This is a genomic window from Paeniclostridium hominis (assembly GCF_014306135.1).
Lineage (GTDB): Bacteria > Bacillota > Clostridia > Peptostreptococcales > Peptostreptococcaceae > Paraclostridium > Paraclostridium hominis.
On record NZ_JACRWD010000006.1, the window covers coordinates 60,175 to 83,190 of the forward strand.

Below are 23,016 nucleotides of genomic sequence, written 5' to 3' on the forward strand. Positions count from 1 at the left end.
TATTTTGTATATTCTTTTCTCTGCTTCATCACTATACCAAAAACTGACACTCCAAATTTAACACCTGCTACAAATAACTCTAGTGTCATGTTATTCTACCTCCTTAGTATTAAGAATCCCTCTAAGATTACTTACAAACTCCTTTGAAAATATATTTTTCTTTATGGATTCCTTAATTAACTTAATTAAATCATCTTCTGTTAAATCTAAAGGTCTTACTATTAGTTGCTGTTCTTTTCTAAAAGTATCTTTAAAGTATACAAACCTTATTTCTTCTTGGTTTAATGACTTTACAAAAATCTTCTCTATTCCATACCCTACATTTCCATCTCTTATTTTTGCTTGCTTTAATACTATACAGTACTTAGTTTCACTTATTGATTTACTCATTTTTCTTCTCCTTAAAAACAAAAAAGGAATAGCAACATACTATTCCTTTCTTATGTAATCCTTTATTTAATTAATATCTCTTTTTTCTTTCTACACTATTTACTTTCATACCTATTATATCTTCCTTTTTAATTCCACTTGTCTTTTCAAGTGTCTTCATGAAGTGATTATATGTATCTTCAACTTGACTTCTTCTTCCTGAATTCTTTGATTGTTCATGAGCTCTTATTGCTCTCTTCTTTTCTTCATTACAAATTTTTGAAATTTTATCAAATATACTCATGTTATTATCCATCCTTTTCTATTTTTTATCTTGCCTTTTCTTCTTTTAAACTTATTCCTTTGATTAATCTACCAACCCATTTATCAGAATATCCTAGATCTCTAGCCATTTCTCTTACACTCTTTTTACTAAAATTCTCAATTATATACTTTTCTACATATTCATTAGAGTATAGTTTCATTGGTAGATTAATCTGCTGACCTTTGTAATGCTTATGTATTATTCTTACTATTTCTTCACCTAGAATTTCTGACATCTCTGCGTAGATTCCTTTAAAATCACTCTTTTCTATTTTCATTATTCACCTCCTTTCATTCTCTAATTAATAATAACTATTCTTACAGAAAGTTTCTTTGAAATTATTTCTTGAAAAATTCCTTATTTTATTTCTTGTCTAAGTGTAAAATCCCGAAACCCCGTTGTTTTTTAGTTAAATTAATTATTTTTACTATTTATTTTCTTAACTAATTAATTAAAACCCCGAAACCCCGTTATTTTAAAGTTATTTTTATTATTTTTTATTCCTTACTTGAAAAAACATATTCACTTCCATCTGTTAATGTAAATGCATACTCTGGTGAAAGGTCTAGTATATACTCTACATCATCATCTAACATCATTTCTTTTATTAATTCTTCTTTAGTTGTACTATTTAGAAAGAAATCTATGATTGTTTCCTTATCAAACAGCCTGTCAATGTGGTACTCAGTGCTTAACATGTAATCTAATTCATTCCTTGTATACTCTTTTAAATCATCTTTACTTTTGTAAATTAAGTAATTATCATTCTCAGTATATTTTTGAGAAATTAATTCATTGTAGTAATTATTTATCCTATCTATGCTTATTTCTTCTATGTTTAAATTGTACCAAGCAAAGAATATTATCTTATCTATATCCAAATTATTTTTATATTCAGCTATTATTTCATCTAGCTTATTACTATCTTTTAAAATGTATTCCTTTATGTATTTATCTTCTATTTCATTATCTATTCTTTCTATTACAGTTATAGTTTCATCATCTATGTTATTGTATTTATCTACTAATTCTTTTAATTCATCAAAGAATAATTTATTTATTATTTCAGATTTATTATTTATCATAGTCATTTCTACCTTTCAATTTTTTAATTATTTATCTATTTTTACGGGGTTTCGGGGTTTTATTAAAGAGAATTGTAATTTTATTTTTTATCTTCATTGTCTAACATTGAAATGCTCTTACTTCTGTGTAAAATTAGTATTCTTCTGAAAACATCAAAGTACTGTATTCTAAGCTATCTATAGCGTATAGCTTCTTATTTTCTTTAATTTCTTCACTATGTATGTATAGACTACTTTTGTATTCTGGTACTTCTTGCTTATGAATTATTTCAACTATGCCTTCTCCTATAGGATTTAATTCAAAAACTTGTAAGTAATCTTTTTCTACATTTAGTTCATCTATCAAATTCCACAACAGTATATTTATTTCTAAAGGTATTTCTTCTGATACTTTTCTAGTCATGTATCTACTTTCTGTTTTAAACATGTTTCTTTTCTCCTATTATTTTTATTCTTTATTTAAAATTTTACGGGATTTCGGGGTTTTAATCTAAATTACTATTAGATCTTTTAATTCTTTTTTACAAATAACAACTATTGAAAAATCATTTGAACACAAAAATAGAACTGAAATGTAATCAGTTCCATGTATCTCATCTATGTATTCAGGTATTATTTCTTTTAGTTGATGTTGTTTTAGTTCTTCTGCTCCAACTTTATCTACTACAGCTACATATCCACCTAAGTCTTCTGCTGTTCTTTCTGTACCGTAGTTTTTATCTAGTATTTCTATGGTATCTTCTATTGCAGATATTACTTCTGTTGGTAGCTCCTTTACTAAGTCTAAATCTTGTTTTTTCCAAATATTTATTATCATTGTATCTTCCTCCTTATTTTAAAACAAAATAAGCTAGATGAAGTATTTTTTTACTCATCTAGCTTTCTCCTAATTATAATATATATTTAAAATTAGATTTTGTTCCATATTTAATCCAATCAATAAAAAGATACTACTTAAATATGTAGTATCTAAAAATTATATCTATTTATCAAGAGTGACAATTTTATTTTAATCAGTATTTACTAAAGAAAGAATCCAGTTTGTCCAGCTTATTACAGTTGATGATCTTCTGATCAAAGTTACATCTGATTTCACATTGTATATATATGATTCTTTCATCAAATTTGTTATTTCTTTTTTATTAGGACTTTCTCCTTTTTTTAAATATAGTTTGAATGATTTATTAAAAACCTCATGCTCTAATATTAATTTTGCCAAACTTAACTGTCTATCCCTATGTTTTTGTCTAATGATTTTCTTTCCTTTACTTGACAAAGAGTATATCAATTGACTATTTAATTTTTTATTTATTAATCCTAAATATATTCCTGCATTTGTATAATAGTCTGCTTGTCTAGGATCAAAATCATATTTTGAAACTATATCTTCCTTTTTCATATCATCATTTAATAATAATTCACATAAATTTATTACTCTTTTAAAATTATCAGCTTGAGGAAATGGTATTTCTGGTTCTTTTATTATATCTACTTCATCAAGTATAGATAAAATATCTCCTAATGATATATCTTCATGATCGATTATATAGTTTTTTTGTTTTACTAGAACTAATGAATTATAGTTTTCTGGTTCCGTAAAATCATACTCGTAAAAAGAAAATATATCATTTGAATATGTCATAAAAATAGGCTTAACCTTCTTAGATACTTTGTTACTCCACAGTCTATATGGATAATACAATTGTCTTATCAAAAAGTCATCAGAAATAGAATTTTTAGCTTCTATTAAAGCTAATTTTTCAATACCTTCATATCCACCATCTATTTCGATTTGTGAATTACTCACCTTTATTTGAAGCTTAGTATCTTGTTTATTGTGATTTATGCTGAATTCAAATTCTAAAGAACTCATCCTTCCACTTACAACAGGCAATATCTTTTCATCTTCCATAAAATCAGCTATGATACCTGACACATATGCACAGTTTATAGCCATTGACTCACTAGTAATACTCTCATAATCTATACTTTCTATATACTCAGGAAATTTCACTTTAGTAATTTCAGTGTTTATTTCTTCAAAAGATTTATATGCTTCAAATTGAGATATTATATAACTTCCCCTCGTTATTGGTAATATAGAAAGACCATGTATTTTAAATATTTCAGGTAATTGACTCTTATGGTCAAACTTAGCCATTAATCTAGCTTCCCTAAATTCTCCAATTTGAGATGCAGTTATTATAAAATATCCCTCATTATTTAATATTTCTAAAACATTGTATTTTTTAAATATTTGCTCCCAAGCTATATCATTCTTACCCTTACTAATAGTTTCTCACTAGCACTTCATCTACATCTCCCCTCTTGTCACCCTTTGAGTTTATAGATCTTTTTGCTTTTATTACTTCTATTTTATACTCCTTGTATAAATCTATTATAAATGGTGTTGCTGAGTTTGAAAGTAGAAACTTAATTCCTTTTGAATCTAATTTATCACACAATATCTTTAATCGTATCTGTTCATCCCTATTAAAACCACCTTTTGCATATCCTGTAAAATTAGAACTATCTGATACTGGATCATATGGTGGATCTAAGTAAACAAATGCTCCTTTTCTAATTCCTTTTAATGCATCTTCAAAATCTCCACATTTAAAAGTAATGTTATTATTATTAAAATATTTACTTACCGCTCTTAGTGTAATTTCATTTACTATATCAGGATTTTTATATTTTCCAAATGGAGAATTAAATTCTCCTGAACTATTTACTCTAAATAATCCATTGTAACAAGTTTTATTTAAGAATTGTATTCTAGATGCTCTTTGGACATCAGTTAATTTATCATATATTTCCTTATTCCTGTCTAAACTTCTTATTTCATAGAAATACTCTGATTCATTTTTGTGATTTTTTAAATCTTCTATTAGAGATTCTACATCATCTTTAATCACTTTATATAAATTGATTAGTTCTTCATTTATATCATTAACTACTGCCCTTTTGGGCTGGAAATTAAATAATACTGCTCCACCACCAATAAATGGCTCATAGTAAGTTGAATATTTATCAGGAAAGTATTTTTCTATCTCTGGAATTAATTGTCTCTTGCCTCCAACCCATTTAAGTACAGGTGCAACAAGATTATTTTTTTTTCTACTCAACTTTACTTCCTCCTAGTTTTTCTAATATCATTTTATCTGTTTTAGCTAGTTCAAGTAACTCTAATAAGAATTTTGTCATGCTTAAATTACATTCTTTAGCCATTGACTTTACTAATTCTTTCTGCTTTTTGCTAACTCTAAATCTAATACATTCATCTTTGTTATCCTCTATAAAATTAGTCATTTTATACCCCTTTTATATTTTAATTCTAATCTATGTTACCAAATAAATTTTCCATTATTATTTCTATATTCTGTTACTACATTTTGTTACTACATTTTGTTAACACATCATTACATTATATAGTATTTAGTTGATTAATACAATAATATTATCTAATTCTTGTTAGCAAATAAAAAAGAGATAAGCCTATTAAAATAGGATTACCTCTTTCTTTAGCTATATTTATCTATATATTTCACTGCACAAAATCGCTTTAGGATATGAGTCTCTATCAAATCTACAACTTTCACAATGACTTTGTGGACCTTCTGGCCTCTTTGATGATGCTCTTTTTGGAGTTGTTCCAAAATGTTCTGGATATTCATAATATACATGTTCTTTTCCATTATTTTGAGAACAACTTGGACATGACTTATATTTTCCATCATCACTATACTGTGAAATATTAAGCGATTTACCACAAATTCTACAATTATCTGACATAATTGTTAACCCCCTTTATTATATAATTAATAATAATTATACCCAATAATATCCTTTTTCACAAAGATTTATTAATTATAGAAAAATAAAAAACCGCGCTCCGTTACTTGTGATACGGTTCATTATTATTTATCCTAAAAGCTCTATATACTTGTTCCAAAAGTATTAACTTCATTAATTGATGAGGGAATGTCATCTTAGAAAAAGATAACTTATAATCAGCTCTTTTTAAAACTTCACTTGAAATCCCTAAAGACCCACCTATAACAAAAGTTATATGACTATTGCCTCTTACAGCCAAGTTACTAATAGTACTAGCTAATTCTTCAGATGATAAATTTTTCCCATCTATCGCTAAAGCTATAACATAACTATTATTTTTTATCTTACTTAAAATCTTATTACCTTCTTTACTTTTAACAATCTCCATGTCTTTATCGCTTAAATTCTCAGGACATTTTTCATCATCTAGTTCTATCATATCTAATTTACAATACTTAGATAATCTTTTACTAAATTCTTCTATCCCTAACTTTAAGTATTTTTCTTTAAGCTTTCCTACACTTATTACAGTTATATTCATAAATTTCTCCAATCATTATAATCTATATATATCTGATGCATCTTCTCTTAAAAGAACATCTAACTTAAGATCTTGTCCAATTATCATATTATTTTGCAATAATACACCCTTAGAAGTTTCATATGCTAACTCAGGGAAGTTATTTTCTTTACTTAAATGTGCAAGCAATATAGACTCTGTACCTTGATTTACTAATTCTACACAAAACTTTGCAGCTTCTTCATTAGATAAGTGTCCTGTTTCAGACATAACTCTTTTCTTTAATGCATACGGATAAGATCCCATCATAAGCATATTAGGGTCGTAATTAGACTCTAATACTACTAATTTTGATTTATATAAATGCTTTTTTAGATTTTCAGTTATACACCCTATGTCTGTTGCTATAGATATCTTTTCCTGCTTATCATTATAGAAATTATATCCTACAGAATCAGCAGAGTCATGTGATGTTGAAAATGGTCTTATTATTAAATCATCTAAAGAATAAGTTTTATCATTTTCAAAAACTTTCATGTTTTTATCTTTTATATCCCCTATCTTGTCTTTCATTGCACACCATGTTTTCACATTCGCAAATATAGGTATATCAAATTTTCTAGATAATATTCCTGCACCTTTTATATGGTCTGAATGTTCATGTGTTATAAATATTCCCTTTATTTTGTTTATATCTATATCTAAATCTTTTAAATTAGTTGTTATCCTTTTACCGCTAAGGCCTGCATCAACTAGAACCTTAGTATTCTTATATCCAATATAATGACAATTTCCGCTACTCCCACTTCCTATAGAACTATATTCTAGCATGCGGTCACCTCTTTCTCTAATAATCATAGATTATATTATACCAAAAAATTAGAGCCTTAAAAAATTTTTTAAGACTCTAATTTAAATTTACTTATATTTATTTATTATATTTTCTATATCTACTCCGTTTTTTTTCCATAACTCAACAAATTGAGCTCCATTTGCATTTTTAAATTTATATGTATTGTAATATTCTTTTAAAACATTAAAAAACACCTTATCTCCAACTTCTTGCCTTATACTGTGAAATATAACAGCTCCTTTAGTATATACATTCAAACTATATTCTGTTGAATTTTTATATTGATCGCAAGGTTTAAAAATGTCTTTACTAGAATAAGATTTTGTTTGTGTTACCATAGTATCCATTAAATTATTTGCCATATTTTTTCCGTATTTTTTTTCAAAGTATAGTATTGTTGAATATTCTGTCAAAGCTTCATCTAGCCATGGTTCACTAACTTCATCATTTCCAACTACACTATACCACCATTGATGAGCTGTTTCATGAGCTATTACATACTCTAATAAAAACTTGTTTTTATTTGTATATAGACCCTCATCTATCATAGACAATGTAGGATATTCCATTCCCCCTATATAAAAATCACTTGCTATAACTGAATATATATTATAAGGGTATTTACCAAACATATCATTAAATATCTCTATAGACTCTTTAGATATTTTAGTAGCTAAATCTGAAAATTTATTATTTAAATTGTATGTAACTATTTCTGTATCTCCTACATAATCTTTTTTTACATTAAATTTTTTGCTTAGTAAAAAAGCAAAATCACGTACATTTTTAGCCTCAATTGTATACATTGACTTTTTATGATCAGTTTTAGATTCAGTAACTTTTCCTGTGGATCCAATTTTATACTCAGCAGGAGCTAATATTGTCACTTTAAAGTCACTAGTATCACTATAAAATGGATCTCCTATTGTTTCATAGCTTTTGTTGTTCCATCCTTTATCATCATAGACACATGCAATAGGAAACCAATTAGTAACATTTATTGTATTATCCCCATATCCAAATCTACCTATTGAATTTGGAATTTTTACATTAAATTTCATATCTATAGATACCGTCTCATTAGGCTTTAGTGGTTTGTCTAATTTTAACTCTAAGATATCTTCTTTTTCACCTGTTATAGTGTATTTTACTTTTTTATCTCCAATTAATATATTTTGAATATCTATATATCCTTCATTAAATCCATTTGGATATGCTTGTTTCATTTGGGATTTCTCAAATGGTGTAAATTCTTCCTTTGAAAAAGCATTTGGGTATATATGAAAATATAAACTTTTTAAATTTTTATTTTGATTATTTATGTACTTTATATTTTGATTACACATTAACCTTTTACTTTCATCTTCAAGAATTACATCCATAGTATAACTACTTTTAGCTTCATTTTTTATGTTTAAAACTTGTGTATATCTTTCTTTATTAAAATAAACTATACCTGCCATAAAAATAGTAATTACCATAAAAAAAGATATAAATATTCTAGTCTTTTTTCTAAAGTCAATAATCAATTAAATTCCTCCCCTTTGTGTTTAATGAATATTTTTTTTAATTCTCTACATCATAAATTTGTAATAGATTTTATGATATAATCAATTTGAGGTGATGAAATGTTTTTTAAAGAAGTCAATGAAATAGATTTAGGCCAAACTACTATTGATAACATATTTATAGATATATTTATGCCAATGGCTAATGGATTATACGTACAAGTTTATCTTTTAGGATATAGATATGCTTGCGATATGACTTCTAACCCTAAATTTAACAATAATTCTATTGCAAGGAATTTAAATATACCCTTATCTGATGTATTAGCAGCTTGGGATTTCTGGGAAGAAAAAAAATTAGTTAAAAAGCATAAAAATGAAGGTAGTGATGATTTTAATTTTTCAATAGAATTTTTAGATTTGAAAAAAATATATATGGATAATATATTAAATCCAAATCAATCTATAAAATCTGACGTTAATAGCATTGTTTCAGCAGGTGAAAATCTTCAAGTTAGAAAAATGTTTAATTGTATAAATCAAGTTGTTGGTAGACACCTTCAACCTAGTGAAAAAATTTCAATCTTGGATATTATGGACAAGTATAATATGAGTACAGATATGATTTTATGCGCTTATGAACATGTTAAAGAACAAACAGGAACGTCTAAACCAGTAAGTTATATAGAAGGAATTATTAGAAATTGGTACGATGCTAATCTGTATACTCCTGAAGAAGTGCAAAACAGTTTTGCTGAAAGAAGCAAAAGATTTATGATGTATAAAACAGTATTTAACGAGCTTGGATTTTCTAGACAACCTACAAGATCTGAGAAAGAACTTATGGATATTTGGTTTGATAAATATAAATTTGATATAGAACTTATTTTAGAAGCTTGTTCTAAGTCTAAAAATATCTCTAATCCTTCTATATCTTATATTAATGGTATAGTTAAAAGTTGGAATGAAAAAAATATTAAAACATTAGAAGACTTAAGAGTATCTGAAGATGAATTTAAACGTAAATCAGATATAAAAAGAGCTAATTCAAATGAATCTAAAAATAATGCTAAGCAAGTTAAAACTAGATTCCATAATATAAATCAGACTTTTACTAAATATAGTCCTGATGAATTAGAGAAAATACTTCAAGAAAGTCAAAAAGGTAAATTTAGATAATTTATTTTAGGTAGGTGATTACATGAAAGAATCAACATTAAGAGAAATACTTACTTCCTATGAGAGAAAAAGAGAACAATCTGAACGTGAATTAAATGAAAGAAAAAAGAAAGTTTATTCTAGAATACCTGAAATTAAAGATATAGATGATGAAATAGGCCAAATAGGCTTAAAACTTGCTAAATTAGTTTTGTTAAATCCAAATGATAAAGAATCTATATTAAATGAAGCTAAGTTAAGAATGGATGAATTAAAACAAAAAAAAGAACTTATGCTTCTAGATAATAAAGTTCCAAAAGGATATCTAAACCTTAAACATGATTGTGTTATGTGCAAAGATACAGGCTTTTTATCAAATGGACATAAATGTAATTGCTTAAAACAAAAAATAGTAAATGAAGCTTATAATATGTCTAATTTATCAAGAGTTTTATATCATCAAAATTTTTCAACATTTGATGACTCTATTTTCTCTACTCAAAGAGATGAGTCTTCTGGTTTATCTCCACGAGAAAATATATTAGAAATTTTATCTATATGTGAAGGGTTTGTTATAAACTTCGATAAAGATAATGATGAGAATATGCTTTTTTATGGAGATACTGGTTTAGGTAAAAGTTTTATGTGTAACTGTATTGCTAAAGAACTTTTAGATAAAGGGCATTTAGTTATTTATCAAACTGCATTTAAAATGTTTGAGATTATAGAAGATTACAAGTTTAAAAATACACATGATCATATAACTAAAGATAATTATAATAATTTATTTGATTGTGATTTATTAATTATAGATGATTTAGGAACTGAACTTACTAATTCTTTTACTAACAGTGAGTTATTTAACATATTAAATACTAGATTGTTATCAGGAAAGAAAACTATAATTTCAACTAATTTATCACCTATGCAATTAGGCGATATTTATGCTCAAAGAATATTCTCTAGAGTGTTTGATAGATTTAGAATGGTTAAGTTTATAGGAAATGATTTAAGGTGGGAACAAAAAACAGCTAAGTAGAAAATCTAGTTATTTTCTATCTTAGCTATTTTTTTGATTATTTCTGTGAATTTTTTATTATTTGTCCATCTTTAATCTCAATACAAATATCTGCTGTTTTAGCAATTTCATTATTATGAGTTATCATAACTAATGTTTGTCCAAATTTTTTAACACAACTTTCTAATAAATCCATTACTTCTTCTGTTGTTTTGCTATCTAAATTTCCTGTTGGCTCATCTGCAAAAATAATTTTTGGCTTATTGGCTAAGGCTCTTGCAATAGCAACTCTTTGCTGTTGCCCTCCACTTAATTCATTTGGAAATTTATTAATTTTATCTTTAAGTCCTAATTTCTCAATTATATTATTTATATATTCTTTATCTACTTTTTTATCATCTATTGATATTGGAAGTACTATATTCTCATATACATTTATAACTGGTATTAAGTTAAAGCTTTGAAATATGAATCCAAATTCTTCGCTTCTTAATTTTGATAACTTATTTTCATTTAAAGTTGAAATGTCTTTTCCATTTAAAAGAACTTTTCCTGATGATATATTATCTAATCCTGCTATACAGTTTAAAAGACTACTTTTGCCGCTTCCGCTAGGACCTATTATAGCTGTAAATTTTCCTTTTTCTATAGATAAATTTATATCTTTTAATGCGTGTACTTTATTTTCACCTTTACCATAAGTTTTATTTAAATTTATTATATCTAATATATTCATCACAAAATCCCCACCTTTATTCATTTGTATTTAACCCTTCTACTATACTTATTTTTTCTATTTTATTTTTGCATAAAAATACTGCTATTAAACACATTATTATAGATGCCATTAAGAACTCTACACTTTCAAGTATTGGTAATTTAAACACCATAGCCTCATTTGTACCTAATCCTTGTCTGTGTATTTCATTAACCATTTTTGTAAATTCGTAAATACTATGAGTTGCAAATACACTCGATACTATAGATGCAAATATTGCATACATTAAATTTTCTTTTATAATCATATTTTTAAGCTTTTTACTGCTCATACCTATTGCTCTTAATGTTGAAAGTTCTTTCATTCTAGTCATCATATTAGCTTTTATTATGCATAATATATTTATAGAAGATATTAAAAGTATTAAAGCTACAATTACTAATGTTTCTTTTGTGTTTTTTTCAGTTTGTTTTATATAGAAGTTTTTGTAATTATACTTACTTTCAATTTTTGAAAATGGGTTGTTTTTTATAACCTTTTCTATTTCATTCTCAGCTTTTTTATCACTACCTTTTTCAATCTGAATATTTAACTTATTGTAATTTTCTCGCCCACTTATATTTTTAAAATCATCTTCATTTAAAACAACTTTCATTCCGCCTGAAAGGCCACCTTCTTTTAAAACATAGTCTCCATTTAAAATTCCAGCAACTTCTATTTTTTCATTTTTATATTCTAGTTTATTATTTTTTATAACTGGTATTTTTATATCTATCAAGTCTCCTACTTTAATATTGTTAAGCAACTTAGTATGAGGAGATGCATCTTGAATAGAATAAAAATAATTTGTTACTAAAGCTTTTGCATAGTTTCCTTTACTTTTGTTATCGATATTTTTTCCCTCTTCAATATATTTATCTAAATTTTTTAAGCTATCAATACTGTGTCCTTCAACTTCTAAATATTCTTCTAATTTTTTATTTTCATCTTCTATACCATTTGAACTTTTATATTTTTTTGTTAAATCATCAGAATTTGTTAGAAAATATCCATTTAACTCCATAATTGGATTTAAACTTTGTACTTCCTTTATCTTTGAAATTTTTTCTATTTCATCTTTACTATATTTTGCAAAATTAGAATCTACATTATTAAAATTGTAAGCTAACTTTATATCACTCTTTCCCATCATCATAACAGGCATACTACTATTGTCTAAACTATTATCCTCACTCTTTCCCATAGCTATCGTATCTATAAAAAGCACTCCACCTAAACTTATAGATATAACACATAATATAGTTCTAACCTTATTTCTCCATAAATTTTTATAAGCCATCTCTCCGGTAAACCCAAATATTTTTCTTATTAATTTATAGTAAAATCTATTTTTTTGTCTTTTATTAATTTTATCACTAGTTCTAATGGCTTCTATAGGAGATATTTTTCCACTTTTATATATTGGAACTAAACTAGATATTAAAACAGATATACTAGCCATTATCATAGGTTCTAATATACTAGCTTTACTTAAATACAGGTTTACAATCTTTCCATAAATAATAGCAAAGCCTAAATAAGCTGCTAATATTCCTAATAAAAATCCACATAAAAGTCCTAATGATAAAACTACAATACTTTCTATAATTATCATAAGTCTTACTTTGTTGTTAGATAAACCTATTGCTCTTAATATTCCTATTTGTTTTGTCATATCTATTAAAACAATGCTAAATATATTACATATAACTAAGGTTGCTGACAACATAGGATATAACTTTTGTCTTTTTGTATATAGAGTTTCTTTTGACATCTCATAATTACTTAAAGCTTGTGTTAATGGTGCATTTATACTAAAATTTGATTCATCTAAACCATATTTGTTTATCATTTCATAGACCTTTCCAATATGAGGTTTAGATGTATTTAGATACAATGTACCATTATGAGTGACTAAGTTATTTGGTAAAATTTCTTCATTAGGGTTATCTTTTGTAAAAGCCTTCACTTCATAATATTCATTTTCGTTTGTGTACCCATCTGAATTTGTATAATATCCCTCTGGTTTTTTTACTATACCCACTAATTTAAATTTTTTATCCTTGCTAAATATTTGATTTTCATTATTTTTATCTACATAATATTCTACAATTTTAAAATCAATTTCTTGATTTAAATCATCCTTCAAATTCATTTCTTTTAATGCTTTCTCTTCTAGCACTATTTCATTTACATTCTTAGGCGTAGTTCCTTTTATTAATTTATATCCATAAGAATGTAAAAAATTTTTACTATATGAATTTAATTGTAATGATATTCCATTTTTACCTACGATTTTCCCCAGCCCTAAAATATCATTAATTTCAGTTACTTCTTTATCTTTTTTTAATTTATTCACTATATCACTTTTTAATCCATTGTACTCAACATGATAGTCACTAAAATTTTTATATGCTTGTTCTATTTCTAGTTTACTTTGTGTTTCTGGTATGGCATTTAACGTAAGTACTAATATTACTGCCAATGCTATACTTGTTATTAGTGCAATAGTTCTTCCCTTTTGTTCTTTCATATAAGCAATCGCTAATTTTAAACTAAGCTTCAAAATATAACCTCCCTTTTATAATTACACCCCTTATATCACACTTTACTAATAAATTTTTTGCAAAAAAATAAGGCGTTATCTTTTATGTTTTAAAGATAACACCTTGCTTTTTTTGCTTCAATATCTATAGTACAACTGGTATTTTTTAAACCTCAACTGTCATGTTTTTATCTATCGGTATATAAATTTGTACCAAAAATTTATCTTCGAAATCCTCTATTTCTAATTCTCCATCATACTTTTTCAATGATGATTTAACACTTTTTAAACCTATTCCATGAATAAATTTATCCTTTTTACTACTTATTATTCTATTATTTTTTATTTTTATTTTATTCACTTTAGAATTTTCACATCGTATAACATAATATGATTTTACAAAAGTTCCTCTTATTTTTATATATTTTTCATCATTTTTTATCTTATTGCAAGCTTCTATAGCATTATCTAGTATATTTGAAAATATGCTACATACATCTATCATTTCTATAAAATTACACTTTGAAAAATTAATATCACAAAATAAATTTATATTATTTTCATTACAATCAACTTGTTTTTCATTTAATACAATATCTAATATCATATTGCCTGTATTATATATTTCTTTAATTCCATTTAATTCTTTACTAACTTCATCTATATATTTATTTACATCTTCTTTCTCAAAACTCATACTCTTAATGCACATCATATGGTTACTCATATCATGATAAAGTCTTTTTACCTTATTTTGAGTTTCTTGTAAATTTAAATAGTAATTATATTGCATATCTACTTTTTCTTTTAATAAATTTTCTTCACTTTTTTCTTTAATATCTTTAATAGTTTTTAAAACTATAATTAAAAGTAAAATACCATTTATAAAAGACAGTCTAGGGGTTATATTTATATTAAATGCAGTAAGTCTATCATAATAATCAACCTTAAGTTTATAAATATACCTAGGTAAACTATTCACAAATGCTATAACAAAATTACTTAGTATACACCCTATTATAAGCATTATATTTATTTTTTCCTTATCAAAATTTTTTAATATCTTTATTATATATACATAACTTATATTTATAAAAATTGTAATCAAATTTCCTATAATAGATATAATATTAAAATTATTTTCTGATGTACTACTTGCATACATGGATTGTCCTGTCACAAGAAAAAAAGCTATTGAAAATACAAATTCCCAGGTTATATAATATGCCATAGTATAAATCATATAATATGATAATACTTTAAAATTACTTAATTTATAATTTAACTTTGTAAATAAAACAAATGATATCCATCTTAAATTAATTATAAAACCATAATATTGAGTTGCCCTATTAAATATAATTATGGAATCTAAAATTCCAATTAGCAAAAATATAATATCTAAGTATTTTTTTTCATATTTCCTTTTTTCTAGAGAATCTAATATTTTTATAAAAATAAAATATTGTACAAATTTTGATGTCCCTATAACTAATCTTGACATTAATTCAGTTTCTAACATAATTTTTCTCCCAATAAACATAAAAATTTATGTTTAAAATCTTTGAATCTATGTCTACTTACCGGTACTTCTTCTTTATTATCAAGTATAGCTACATATTGTTTTATATTTTCCACATAATCTATATTCACTAGAAAGCTTTTATGACATCTATAAAAATTATAATTTTTTAACTCTTTTTCTATTTTATCCATAGTCATTTTCGTTTCATAAACTTTGCTTTCTGCATGTATACTCATATCTTTTCTTTGAATTTCAATATATGTTATTTCTTCTATTTTTATTTTGTAAGTTTCATTTTTATTTTCAATTAATATAAATTTATCCTTTTTATTTATAACTTCATCTATACAACTTAAAATGTGTTTTTTTAAATCTTCATATTTTATAGGCTTTAATAAATATCTATAAGCTCTTACTTCATATCCTTCTTGTATATATTCAACAAGTGATGTTGTAAAAATTATTTCAGGTTTGTTCTTATCTATTTCTCTTATCTTTCTAGCAACATCCATTCCATTTATTTTTTCCATTTGAATATCAAGTATAAATATATCTACATTTTTTGGATAGTTATTTAATAGTTCTTCTCCACTTTTGTACATTTTTAAATTATACTCGATGTTATTTTCCCCTAATATCTCTTTAAGAAATTTTTCTATTGTTTTTTGATGTTGAATTTGGTCTTCACACAAAACTATTTCTATCATATTCTCCCCTATTTTCTATATGTATTTATATCCTTATTATACACAAGTTTTTCTAATATTTTAAGCTAACTAAATTTAGCAAATAAAAAAACTCTTAGATAAAATCTAAGAGTTTTACTGGTGGGATTAACAGGGCTCGAACCTGTGACCCCCTGCTTGTAAGGCAGGTGCTCTCCCAGCTGAGCTATAATCCCAAATGCTGGTGACCCATAGGGGAATCGAACCCCTGTTACCGCCGTGAAAGGGCGGTGTCTTGACCGCTTGACCAATGGGCCTTATTTAATTTTAACATAAAAAAATGGTGATCCATCCGCGACTCGAACGCGGGACACCCTGATTAAAAGTCAGGTGCTCTACCGACTGAGCTAATGGATCATCTTTTTATGGAGCTAGTGATAGGAATCGAACCTACAACCTGCTGATTACAAGTCAGCTGCTCTACCGTTGAGCCACACTAGCATATATAAAATTGGCGACCTGGAAGGGACTCGAACCCTCGACCTCCAGCGTGACAGGCTGGCATTCTAACCAGCTGAACTACCAGGCCGCATTATTGGTGGGATTAACAGGGCTCGAACCTGTGACCCCCTGCTTGTAAGGCAGGTGCTCTCCCAGCTGAGCTATAATCCCACATTATTGGTGACTCATAGGGGAATCGAACCCCTGTTACCGCCGTGAAAGGGCGGTGTCTTGACCGCTTGACCAATGAGCCATAAAAAATGGTGATCCATCCGCGACTCGAACGCGGGACACCCTGATTAAAAGTCAGGTGCTCTACCGACTGAGCTAATGGATCATCTTTGCTGAGATGTTGTTTCGACTTTTTTCGTCCGCCGTATCAACAAATATTATTATATTAGCTTTATTAACTTTCGTCAACACTTTTTTTAAATTTTTTTTATTTTTTTAACTAAATTATATAAATACCCTATTTTTCAATGGTTTAACCTAATTATCTCTATGTATTTTTTGTTAATTTAACAAAAAATATTATTTATTTTTATTTTATTTTTATTTTTTATCTAAAATTTTTTATTAGTTTTTAATACATAATTAAATAAAATTTCAAAAAAATAATTTAAACTTTAATATATATAAACTAATAAAAAAAATAGTTAATGCTAAGCATTAACTATTTTTTTATTTTAAATTAGAATATATTCTTTCTTATTATAGTTTGAGCTCTGTTTGGTCCAACAGAAACCATATCAACACTAACTCCAACTAATTCTTCTATCTTAGCTATATATTTCTTAGCATTTTCAGGAAGTTCTTCATAAGTTTCCATACCTGTTAAATCTTCTGACCATCCTTCTAATTCTTCATATATAGGCTCACACTTAGCTAAGTCTTCTAATGAAGCTGGGAATTCTTTTAATATTTTATCTCCCATTTTGTAAGCTGTACATATTTTAACTGTATCAAATCCAGTTAAAACGTCTAATAACATTAAAGATATACTAGTTAATCCGTTTACTCTAGCAGCATATCTAACTATTACAGCGTCAAACCATCCACATCTTCTAGCTCTACCAGTAGTTGTTCCGAACTCTCTTCCTTGAGTTCTTATTCTATCACCTGTTTCATCGTTTAGCTCTGTAACAAATGGTCCTTCTCCAACTCTAGTTGTATATGATTTAACTATACCTACAACATCTTTTATCATGTTAGGTCCAACACCTGCTCCTATAGAGAATCCTCCTGATGTTGGGTGAGATGATGTTACATATGGGTACGTACCTAAATCTAAATCTAGTAATGTACCTTGAGCTCCTTCAAATAATACTTTCTTTCCAGCTTTTATAGCATCATATACTATAACTGAAGTATCATCTACAAAAGGTCTTATTTGCTCTGCATATCCTAAGTACTCATTGTATATAGCATCAAAGTCAAAACCTTCAGCTCCATATACATTTTTAACTAATTTATTTTTATCTTCTATTTGAGATTTTAATTTTTTAGCGAATATATCTTTATCCATTAAGTCACATATTCTTATTCCAGATCTCTCTGTTTTATCCATATAACAAGGTCCTATACCTTTTTTAGTAGTACCTATTTTATTATCTCCTCTAGCTTCTTCAGCTAAAGCATCTAATTCTTTGTGATATGGGAATATAACATGTGCTCTATCACTTATTTTTATATTTTTAGTATTTATATTATCTGCATTAAGTTTAGCTAACTCTTCTAAAAATCCTTTTGGATCAAATACTATTCCGTTACCTATTACGTTTATAGTTTCTGGATTTAAAACTCCTGATGGTATTAGGTGTAATGCATATTTTTTTCCATCAACAACTAATGTATGTCCTGCGTTGTTTCCACCTTGTCCTCTTACTACTACATCAGCTTGTGTAGCTAAATAGTCTATAACTTTACCTTTACCTTCGTCTCCCCATTGAGAGCCTACTATAGCAACAGTCTTCATATTAACTCACCTCTATTTTTTTATTCGAACACTTACTTTTTTATTTTACCAAACATTCGCTTTATTTTCAAAACCTTTTTTATTAACCTATTTTATTTAGTATGTATTTTTCTATTTCGACTAAATCTTTTAGGCCTTTTATTTTTGCTTCATTAGATAATATATTTTCTTTAAATTCATTTAAATTATCAATTTCTTTTATTAATTTATTATCTCCTGTCATTGTGTTTGTAATGTATATTTTTAAATTTTTATTGTTTCTTATTCCATATACAACCAAGCTCTCTTTAATTTTTTCATCAATAATTCTACATATATTAATTTCATCGTTTATAAAGTCTGTATTTGGATATATATATATTATATTTATCATTTTTTCTCCCCCGTTAAAATAATTTATACTAATTAATAAGAAAGCAAGCTATTTAGCTTGCTTTCTTTATCCACATTTATCAACAATTACACTGTGGAAAATGTGGATAACCTTTTCTAGGAATTAATTTTTTATAATTTAAAAATATCCACAAGTGATATATTTTATAAAATTATCAACATGTGGATATCCTTATTACATTTCTCTAGCTTTGTTTGCAAATTTTTGAATTTCACCTAACCATACTAATTCAACAGACCCAGTTTCACCATGTCTGTTTTTGGCTATAATAACTTCACCTATATTTTTTCTTTCTGAATCTGGATGATAATATTCATCTCTATATAAAAACATTACTATATCAGCATCTTGCTCTATAGCTCCAGATTCTCTTAAGTCAGATAACATAGGTCTATGATCTGATCTTTGTTCTGGAGCACGTGATAATTGTGATAATGCTACTACAGGACAATTAAGTTCCTTAGCTATTATCTTTAAAGATCTTGAGATTTTAGATATTTCTTGTTGTCTACTTTCGTTGTTATTATCACCCTCCATAAGTTGAAGGTAATCTATAAGTATTAAATCCAAACCTTTTTCAATCTTTAATTTTCTACACTTTGATCTTAGTTCACTGATTTTTATACCCGGAGTATCATCTATATATATATTAGCATTAGATAAAACTGACATAGCATCTATTATTCTAGGCCAATCATTTTCATCTAAATTACCATTTTTTATCTTTTTTAACTCTACATGAGATTGTGCAGATAACATACGTTGAACTAATTGTTCTTTTGACATCTCTAAGCTAAATACTGCTACAGATGCATTCCCCTTAAGAGCTGCATTTTGAACTAAATTTAGCGAAAATGCAGTCTTACCCATGGCAGGACGAGCTGCTATAAGTATCAAGTCTGTTCTCTGTAATCCATTAATCTTTTTATTTAAATCCTCAAATCCACTTGTTATACCTGTGATTTCTTCTTTATTAGTATATAATCTTTCTATCATATCATAGGTATCCATAAGTACTGAATTTATAGATTGAAAATCTTCACTGGACTTTTCTTGAGATATATCAAATATTTGTTTTTCTGCTTTTTCTAAAAGATCTTCTACTTTTGTAGAATTATCATATCCTAAATTTAGTATATCATTAGATACTTTTATTAGTTTTCTTAAAACTGATTTTTCTTTTACTATATCTGAATAATATTTTACATTTGAAGTTGTAGGTACTATTGTTGATAAGCTAGTTATATAACTTATCCCTCCTACATCTTCTAAATGACCTTGTTTTCTTAATTCCTCTGTAAGAGTTATTAAGTCTATAGGTTCATTTTTATTGTTTAACTTAACCATGCACTCATAGATTATCTTGTGTGCTTCTTTGTAAAAATCTTCCGGCTGAATAGTTTCTGTAACAGTAATTATTGCCTCTTTATCTAATAGTATAGACCCTAATATAGACTGCTCAGACTCCACACTATGTGGAGGAATTCTACCTATATCCTCCATGTATCTCACCTCTAGTGTCTTCTTATTGTTTTTCTCTTACATCTACTCTCATTTTAGTAACAACTTTTTGATGTATTTTTATTTCAACAAATCTTGATCCTAAAGTTCTTATAGGCTCATCTAGCATAACTTTTCTTTTATCTACTTCAATTCCATGCTCTTTCTTTATTTGAGCAGCTATATCTTTAGAAGTTATTGAACCAAATAATCTTCCTCCATCTCCTGCTTTAGAGTATATAGTTACGTTCATCTCTTCCATTTTCTTTCCTAATTCAACTGCTGCTTCATACTCTTTTTGTTCTTTTATTTTTTGAGATGTTTGTTTTTCTTTTAATTCTTTTAATTCTGTATTTCCTGCTTGAACAGCTAATTTTTTAGGAAATAAAAAGTTTCTAGCGTATCCATCACTAACTTCTTTTACATCTCCTTTTTTTCCTGTTCCTTTTATATCTTTTAATAATATAACTTTCATTACTCTTCTTCCTCCTCTAGATACTGTTTTATGATATCTGATACCATCTTATAACCTTCTTCTAAAGACACATTTTCAAGTTGAGCTCCTGCTATATCAATATGGCCACCGCCACCTAGCTTTTCCATTAAAACATGTACATTGATAGATCCTAAAGACCTAGCACTTATAAAAATAGTACCACTTTTTGTTTTACCCAAAACAAACGATGCTTCTACATCTTTTATACTTAAAAGTTCATCAGCAGCTTGTGCCACAACTATATTTATATTATTTATATCAGCATTACAGTAAGCCAAGCAAATCTTGTTATTTATAACTTTAGTACTTTGTATTATCTCAGCCTTAGTTATAAAATCTTCAAGATTTGAATTAAATAATTTTTTAACTTCTATAGTATCTGCTCCTGCTTTTTTTAGATATGATGCTGCTTCAAATGTCCTAACTCCAGTCTTAAATGCAAAGTTTTTAGTATCTAAACTTATTCCTGCCATTAATCCTTCAGCTGTTAATTTGTTTATTTTTACATCCTCTTCCATATACTGAACTAATTCTGTCACCATCTCACAAGTTGATGATACATAAGTTTCATGGAATAAAAGAACAGTGTCATTTATAAACTCAACACCTCTTCTATGATGATCTATTACAACTATCTTTTCAGACATCTTTAATAATTCAGGGCATTCCGTAAAGTTTGGTCTGTGTGTATCAACTACAATTACCAATGTATCCTTAGTACAATTTTTTATAGCATCATCTTTAGATATAAAGACATTAGTATAATAGTTAGAGTTCTTAATTCTATTGACAAACTCATCTATAGAATCATTAGAAGCATTTAATACTATATTGGCATTTTTATTGCATGATTTACATATATCATAAATTCCTACCGCAGCCCCCATAGCATCCATATCTGGATATTTATGCCCCATTATATATATCTCTTTACTTTCTAATATAATCTCTCTAAGAGCATGCCCTATTAATCTTGATTTAACTTTAGTTTTCTTTTCTACTGCTTTTGATTTACCACCGTAGAAAATAGATTTATCTTTGGTCTTTATTACAGCTTGATCTCCACCTCTACCTAAAGCCAAATCCAATGCTCCTTGAGCTAGTTTGAAGTTTTCATTAATTGTCTTACCTTCTATTCCTATACCCATACTTATAGTTACAGGTAAGTTATTTTCTTGATTTATTTCTCTTATTTTATCTAAAATAGAGAATTTATCCGCTTCTAATTTATCAAGTTCATTTTTACTTAATACTAAGAAGTATTTATCTTTTGAAGTTTTTTCAAGAGCCCCATTACAACTTACTTCTAAAGAAGCCAATATTTTATCAATCTCTACGTTGATTAATGGCCTTCTTTCTTCTGGTGCACTTTGTAAAACTTCATCATATCCATCTACTTGTATAGTTGCTATTACATTTTTTTCTTCGTTATATTTGCTTTCTAAATTTAAATACTCTGTTTTATCAATCCAATAAAGCATCATCAAATACTTAGCTTTTTCCCCTTGATCGCTTTTTATTACATTATAGACTATAGTGTAATCTCTATCTTTATACTTTATATTTGTATATAATTCTTTATTTTCATTTAAAACTTTTCTTAAATCTATATTCTTAACGAGATTTTCTATATTCATACCTAAGGTATCTTCTTTTTCTGTCATTTCATGGAATCTAGTGTTATACCATGTAATACTACCATCGAATTCTAATATACATAAAGGTAAAGGTAGATTTAGTATAGCTTTTTTAGTAACTTCATCAATATCTACAGCCAAATCTTGAATATACTTATTCCATTCCTTCCTTCTTATATCTCGTATTCTCCAATTATGAAAAACAATATATATAAAAATTATAAATACAACAGTTCCTATATATATATTGAAATACATTAATATAAGGCTAAGGATTCCAATTACCACTATATATGCATTTATCTCTGGCATATTAAATTTAAAGGTCGACTTATCAAACATTTCTAC

The 23,016-nt window shown here is 26.8% G+C and carries 24 protein-coding genes and 8 tRNA genes; 2 read left to right on the forward strand and 30 right to left on the reverse strand.

Going from position 1 to position 23,016, the window contains the following annotated elements:
- Positions 1-90 precede the first annotated feature (90 nt).
- The 13 genes from H8891_RS12260 to H8891_RS12320 all read right to left on the reverse strand — a co-directional run bounded on the left by H8891_RS12260 (position 91) and on the right by H8891_RS12320 (position 8,518).
- Positions 91-390 (reverse strand): hypothetical protein, encoded by a 300-nt coding sequence (locus H8891_RS12260; RefSeq protein ID WP_057537354.1) that lies wholly within the window; start codon positions 388-390, stop codon positions 91-93.
- Positions 391-460: 70 nt separating this feature from the next.
- Positions 461-673 carry a hypothetical protein gene (locus tag H8891_RS12265; protein WP_057537355.1) on the reverse strand — a complete coding sequence of 71 codons (213 nt, stop codon included), beginning with the start codon at positions 671-673 and terminating at the stop codon, positions 461-463.
- 25 nt (positions 674-698) lie between these two features.
- Entirely contained in the window at positions 699-971 is a 273-nt protein-coding gene (locus H8891_RS12270; RefSeq protein ID WP_077065552.1) for a Mor transcription activator family protein, read from the reverse strand.
- Positions 972-1,191: 220 nt separating this feature from the next.
- Positions 1,192-1,779: a hypothetical protein gene (locus H8891_RS12275; protein WP_057537356.1), complete on the reverse strand. Its 588-nt coding sequence runs from the start codon at positions 1,777-1,779 to the stop codon at positions 1,192-1,194.
- A 133-nt stretch (positions 1,780-1,912) separates the two neighbouring features.
- Entirely contained in the window at positions 1,913-2,206 is a 294-nt protein-coding gene (locus H8891_RS12280) for a DUF960 family protein (RefSeq protein ID WP_057537357.1), read from the reverse strand.
- Positions 2,207-2,269: 63 nt separating this feature from the next.
- A complete protein-coding gene (locus tag H8891_RS12285) occupies positions 2,270-2,596 on the reverse strand; it encodes a hypothetical protein (RefSeq protein WP_057537358.1) in 327 nt (108 codons plus the stop codon).
- Positions 2,597-2,788: 192 nt separating this feature from the next.
- Positions 2,789-4,072, reverse strand: a complete 1,284-nt coding sequence (locus H8891_RS12290) for a type II restriction enzyme (protein ID WP_057537359.1) — start codon at positions 4,070-4,072, stop codon at positions 2,789-2,791.
- A complete protein-coding gene (locus tag H8891_RS12295; RefSeq protein ID WP_057537360.1) occupies positions 4,068-4,907 on the reverse strand; it encodes a DNA adenine methylase in 840 nt (279 codons plus the stop codon). The genes H8891_RS12290 and H8891_RS12295 overlap by 5 nt, the downstream gene beginning before the upstream one ends.
- On the reverse strand, positions 4,900-5,091 hold the full coding sequence (locus H8891_RS12300; protein ID WP_057537361.1) for a plasmid mobilization protein: 192 nt from the start codon (positions 5,089-5,091) through the stop codon (positions 4,900-4,902). Before H8891_RS12300 ends, H8891_RS12295 begins: the two co-directional genes overlap by 8 nt.
- A gap of 222 nt (positions 5,092-5,313) precedes the next feature.
- On the reverse strand, positions 5,314-5,574 hold the full coding sequence (locus H8891_RS12305; RefSeq protein ID WP_057537362.1) for a hypothetical protein: 261 nt from the start codon (positions 5,572-5,574) through the stop codon (positions 5,314-5,316).
- A 103-nt stretch (positions 5,575-5,677) separates the two neighbouring features.
- Positions 5,678-6,157, reverse strand: coding sequence for a 23S rRNA (pseudouridine(1915)-N(3))-methyltransferase RlmH (gene rlmH / locus H8891_RS12310; protein WP_187006673.1), 480 nt, complete (start codon positions 6,155-6,157; stop codon positions 5,678-5,680).
- 15 nt (positions 6,158-6,172) lie between these two features.
- Positions 6,173-6,967: an MBL fold metallo-hydrolase gene (locus H8891_RS12315; protein ID WP_187006674.1), complete on the reverse strand. Its 795-nt coding sequence runs from the start codon at positions 6,965-6,967 to the stop codon at positions 6,173-6,175.
- An 87-nt stretch (positions 6,968-7,054) separates the two neighbouring features.
- Positions 7,055-8,518, reverse strand: a complete 1,464-nt coding sequence (locus tag H8891_RS12320; RefSeq protein ID WP_243207846.1) for a M1 family metallopeptidase — start codon at positions 8,516-8,518, stop codon at positions 7,055-7,057.
- A gap of 99 nt (positions 8,519-8,617) precedes the next feature.
- On the opposite strand from H8891_RS12320, the gene H8891_RS12325 reads away from it, so the two are divergent.
- Positions 8,618-9,676: a DnaD domain protein gene (locus H8891_RS12325; RefSeq protein WP_187006675.1), complete on the forward strand. Its 1,059-nt coding sequence runs from the start codon at positions 8,618-8,620 to the stop codon at positions 9,674-9,676.
- A 22-nt stretch (positions 9,677-9,698) separates the two neighbouring features.
- Positions 9,699-10,694: an ATP-binding protein gene (locus tag H8891_RS12330; RefSeq protein ID WP_187006676.1), complete on the forward strand. Its 996-nt coding sequence runs from the start codon at positions 9,699-9,701 to the stop codon at positions 10,692-10,694.
- A gap of 37 nt (positions 10,695-10,731) precedes the next feature.
- On the opposite strand, the gene H8891_RS12335 is transcribed toward H8891_RS12330, so the two are convergent.
- The 17 genes from H8891_RS12335 to H8891_RS12415 form a co-directional block, all read right to left on the reverse strand.
- Positions 10,732-11,409 carry an ABC transporter ATP-binding protein gene (locus H8891_RS12335; RefSeq protein ID WP_187006694.1) on the reverse strand — a complete coding sequence of 226 codons (678 nt, stop codon included), beginning with the start codon at positions 11,407-11,409 and terminating at the stop codon, positions 10,732-10,734.
- Positions 11,410-11,425: 16 nt separating this feature from the next.
- On the reverse strand, positions 11,426-13,996 hold the full coding sequence (locus H8891_RS12340) for an ABC transporter permease (protein WP_187006677.1): 2,571 nt from the start codon (positions 13,994-13,996) through the stop codon (positions 11,426-11,428).
- Positions 13,997-14,141: 145 nt separating this feature from the next.
- On the reverse strand, positions 14,142-15,497 hold the full coding sequence (locus tag H8891_RS12345; RefSeq protein ID WP_187006678.1) for a sensor histidine kinase: 1,356 nt from the start codon (positions 15,495-15,497) through the stop codon (positions 14,142-14,144).
- Positions 15,491-16,207, reverse strand: a complete 717-nt coding sequence (locus tag H8891_RS12350) for a LytR/AlgR family response regulator transcription factor (protein WP_187006679.1) — start codon at positions 16,205-16,207, stop codon at positions 15,491-15,493. Before H8891_RS12350 ends, H8891_RS12345 begins: the two co-directional genes overlap by 7 nt.
- 118 nt (positions 16,208-16,325) lie before the next feature.
- A tRNA-Val gene (locus H8891_RS12355) sits at positions 16,326-16,401 on the reverse strand.
- Positions 16,402-16,407: 6 nt separating this feature from the next.
- Positions 16,408-16,482, reverse strand: a tRNA-Glu gene (locus H8891_RS12360).
- A 24-nt stretch (positions 16,483-16,506) separates the two neighbouring features.
- Positions 16,507-16,582, reverse strand: a tRNA-Lys gene (locus H8891_RS12365).
- Positions 16,583-16,591: 9 nt separating this feature from the next.
- Positions 16,592-16,666 (reverse strand) — tRNA-Thr (locus H8891_RS12370).
- A gap of 11 nt (positions 16,667-16,677) precedes the next feature.
- Positions 16,678-16,754, reverse strand: a tRNA-Asp gene (locus tag H8891_RS12375).
- Between the two features lie 7 nt (positions 16,755-16,761).
- A tRNA-Val gene (locus H8891_RS12380) sits at positions 16,762-16,837 on the reverse strand.
- Between the two features lie 7 nt (positions 16,838-16,844).
- Positions 16,845-16,919: transfer RNA gene (locus H8891_RS12385), tRNA-Glu, on the reverse strand.
- An 8-nt stretch (positions 16,920-16,927) separates the two neighbouring features.
- Positions 16,928-17,003 (reverse strand) — tRNA-Lys (locus tag H8891_RS12390).
- Between the two features lie 354 nt (positions 17,004-17,357).
- Positions 17,358-18,641 carry an adenylosuccinate synthase gene (locus H8891_RS12395; RefSeq protein WP_147547615.1) on the reverse strand — a complete coding sequence of 428 codons (1,284 nt, stop codon included), beginning with the start codon at positions 18,639-18,641 and terminating at the stop codon, positions 17,358-17,360.
- Positions 18,642-18,723: 82 nt separating this feature from the next.
- Entirely contained in the window at positions 18,724-19,014 is a 291-nt protein-coding gene (locus H8891_RS12400) for a hypothetical protein (protein WP_147547617.1), read from the reverse strand.
- Positions 19,015-19,209: 195 nt separating this feature from the next.
- Complete coding sequence (dnaB, locus tag H8891_RS12405; RefSeq protein WP_147547619.1) at positions 19,210-20,538, reverse strand: replicative DNA helicase; 1,329 nt, start codon at positions 20,536-20,538, stop codon at positions 19,210-19,212.
- Positions 20,539-20,560: 22 nt separating this feature from the next.
- Positions 20,561-21,010, reverse strand: coding sequence for a 50S ribosomal protein L9 (rplI, locus tag H8891_RS12410; protein ID WP_147547621.1), 450 nt, complete (start codon positions 21,008-21,010; stop codon positions 20,561-20,563).
- Positions 21,010-23,010 carry a DHH family phosphoesterase gene (locus H8891_RS12415; protein WP_147547623.1) on the reverse strand — a complete coding sequence of 667 codons (2,001 nt, stop codon included), beginning with the start codon at positions 23,008-23,010 and terminating at the stop codon, positions 21,010-21,012. Before H8891_RS12415 ends, rplI begins: the two co-directional genes overlap by 1 nt.
- Between the last annotated feature and the right edge of the window lie 6 nt (positions 23,011-23,016).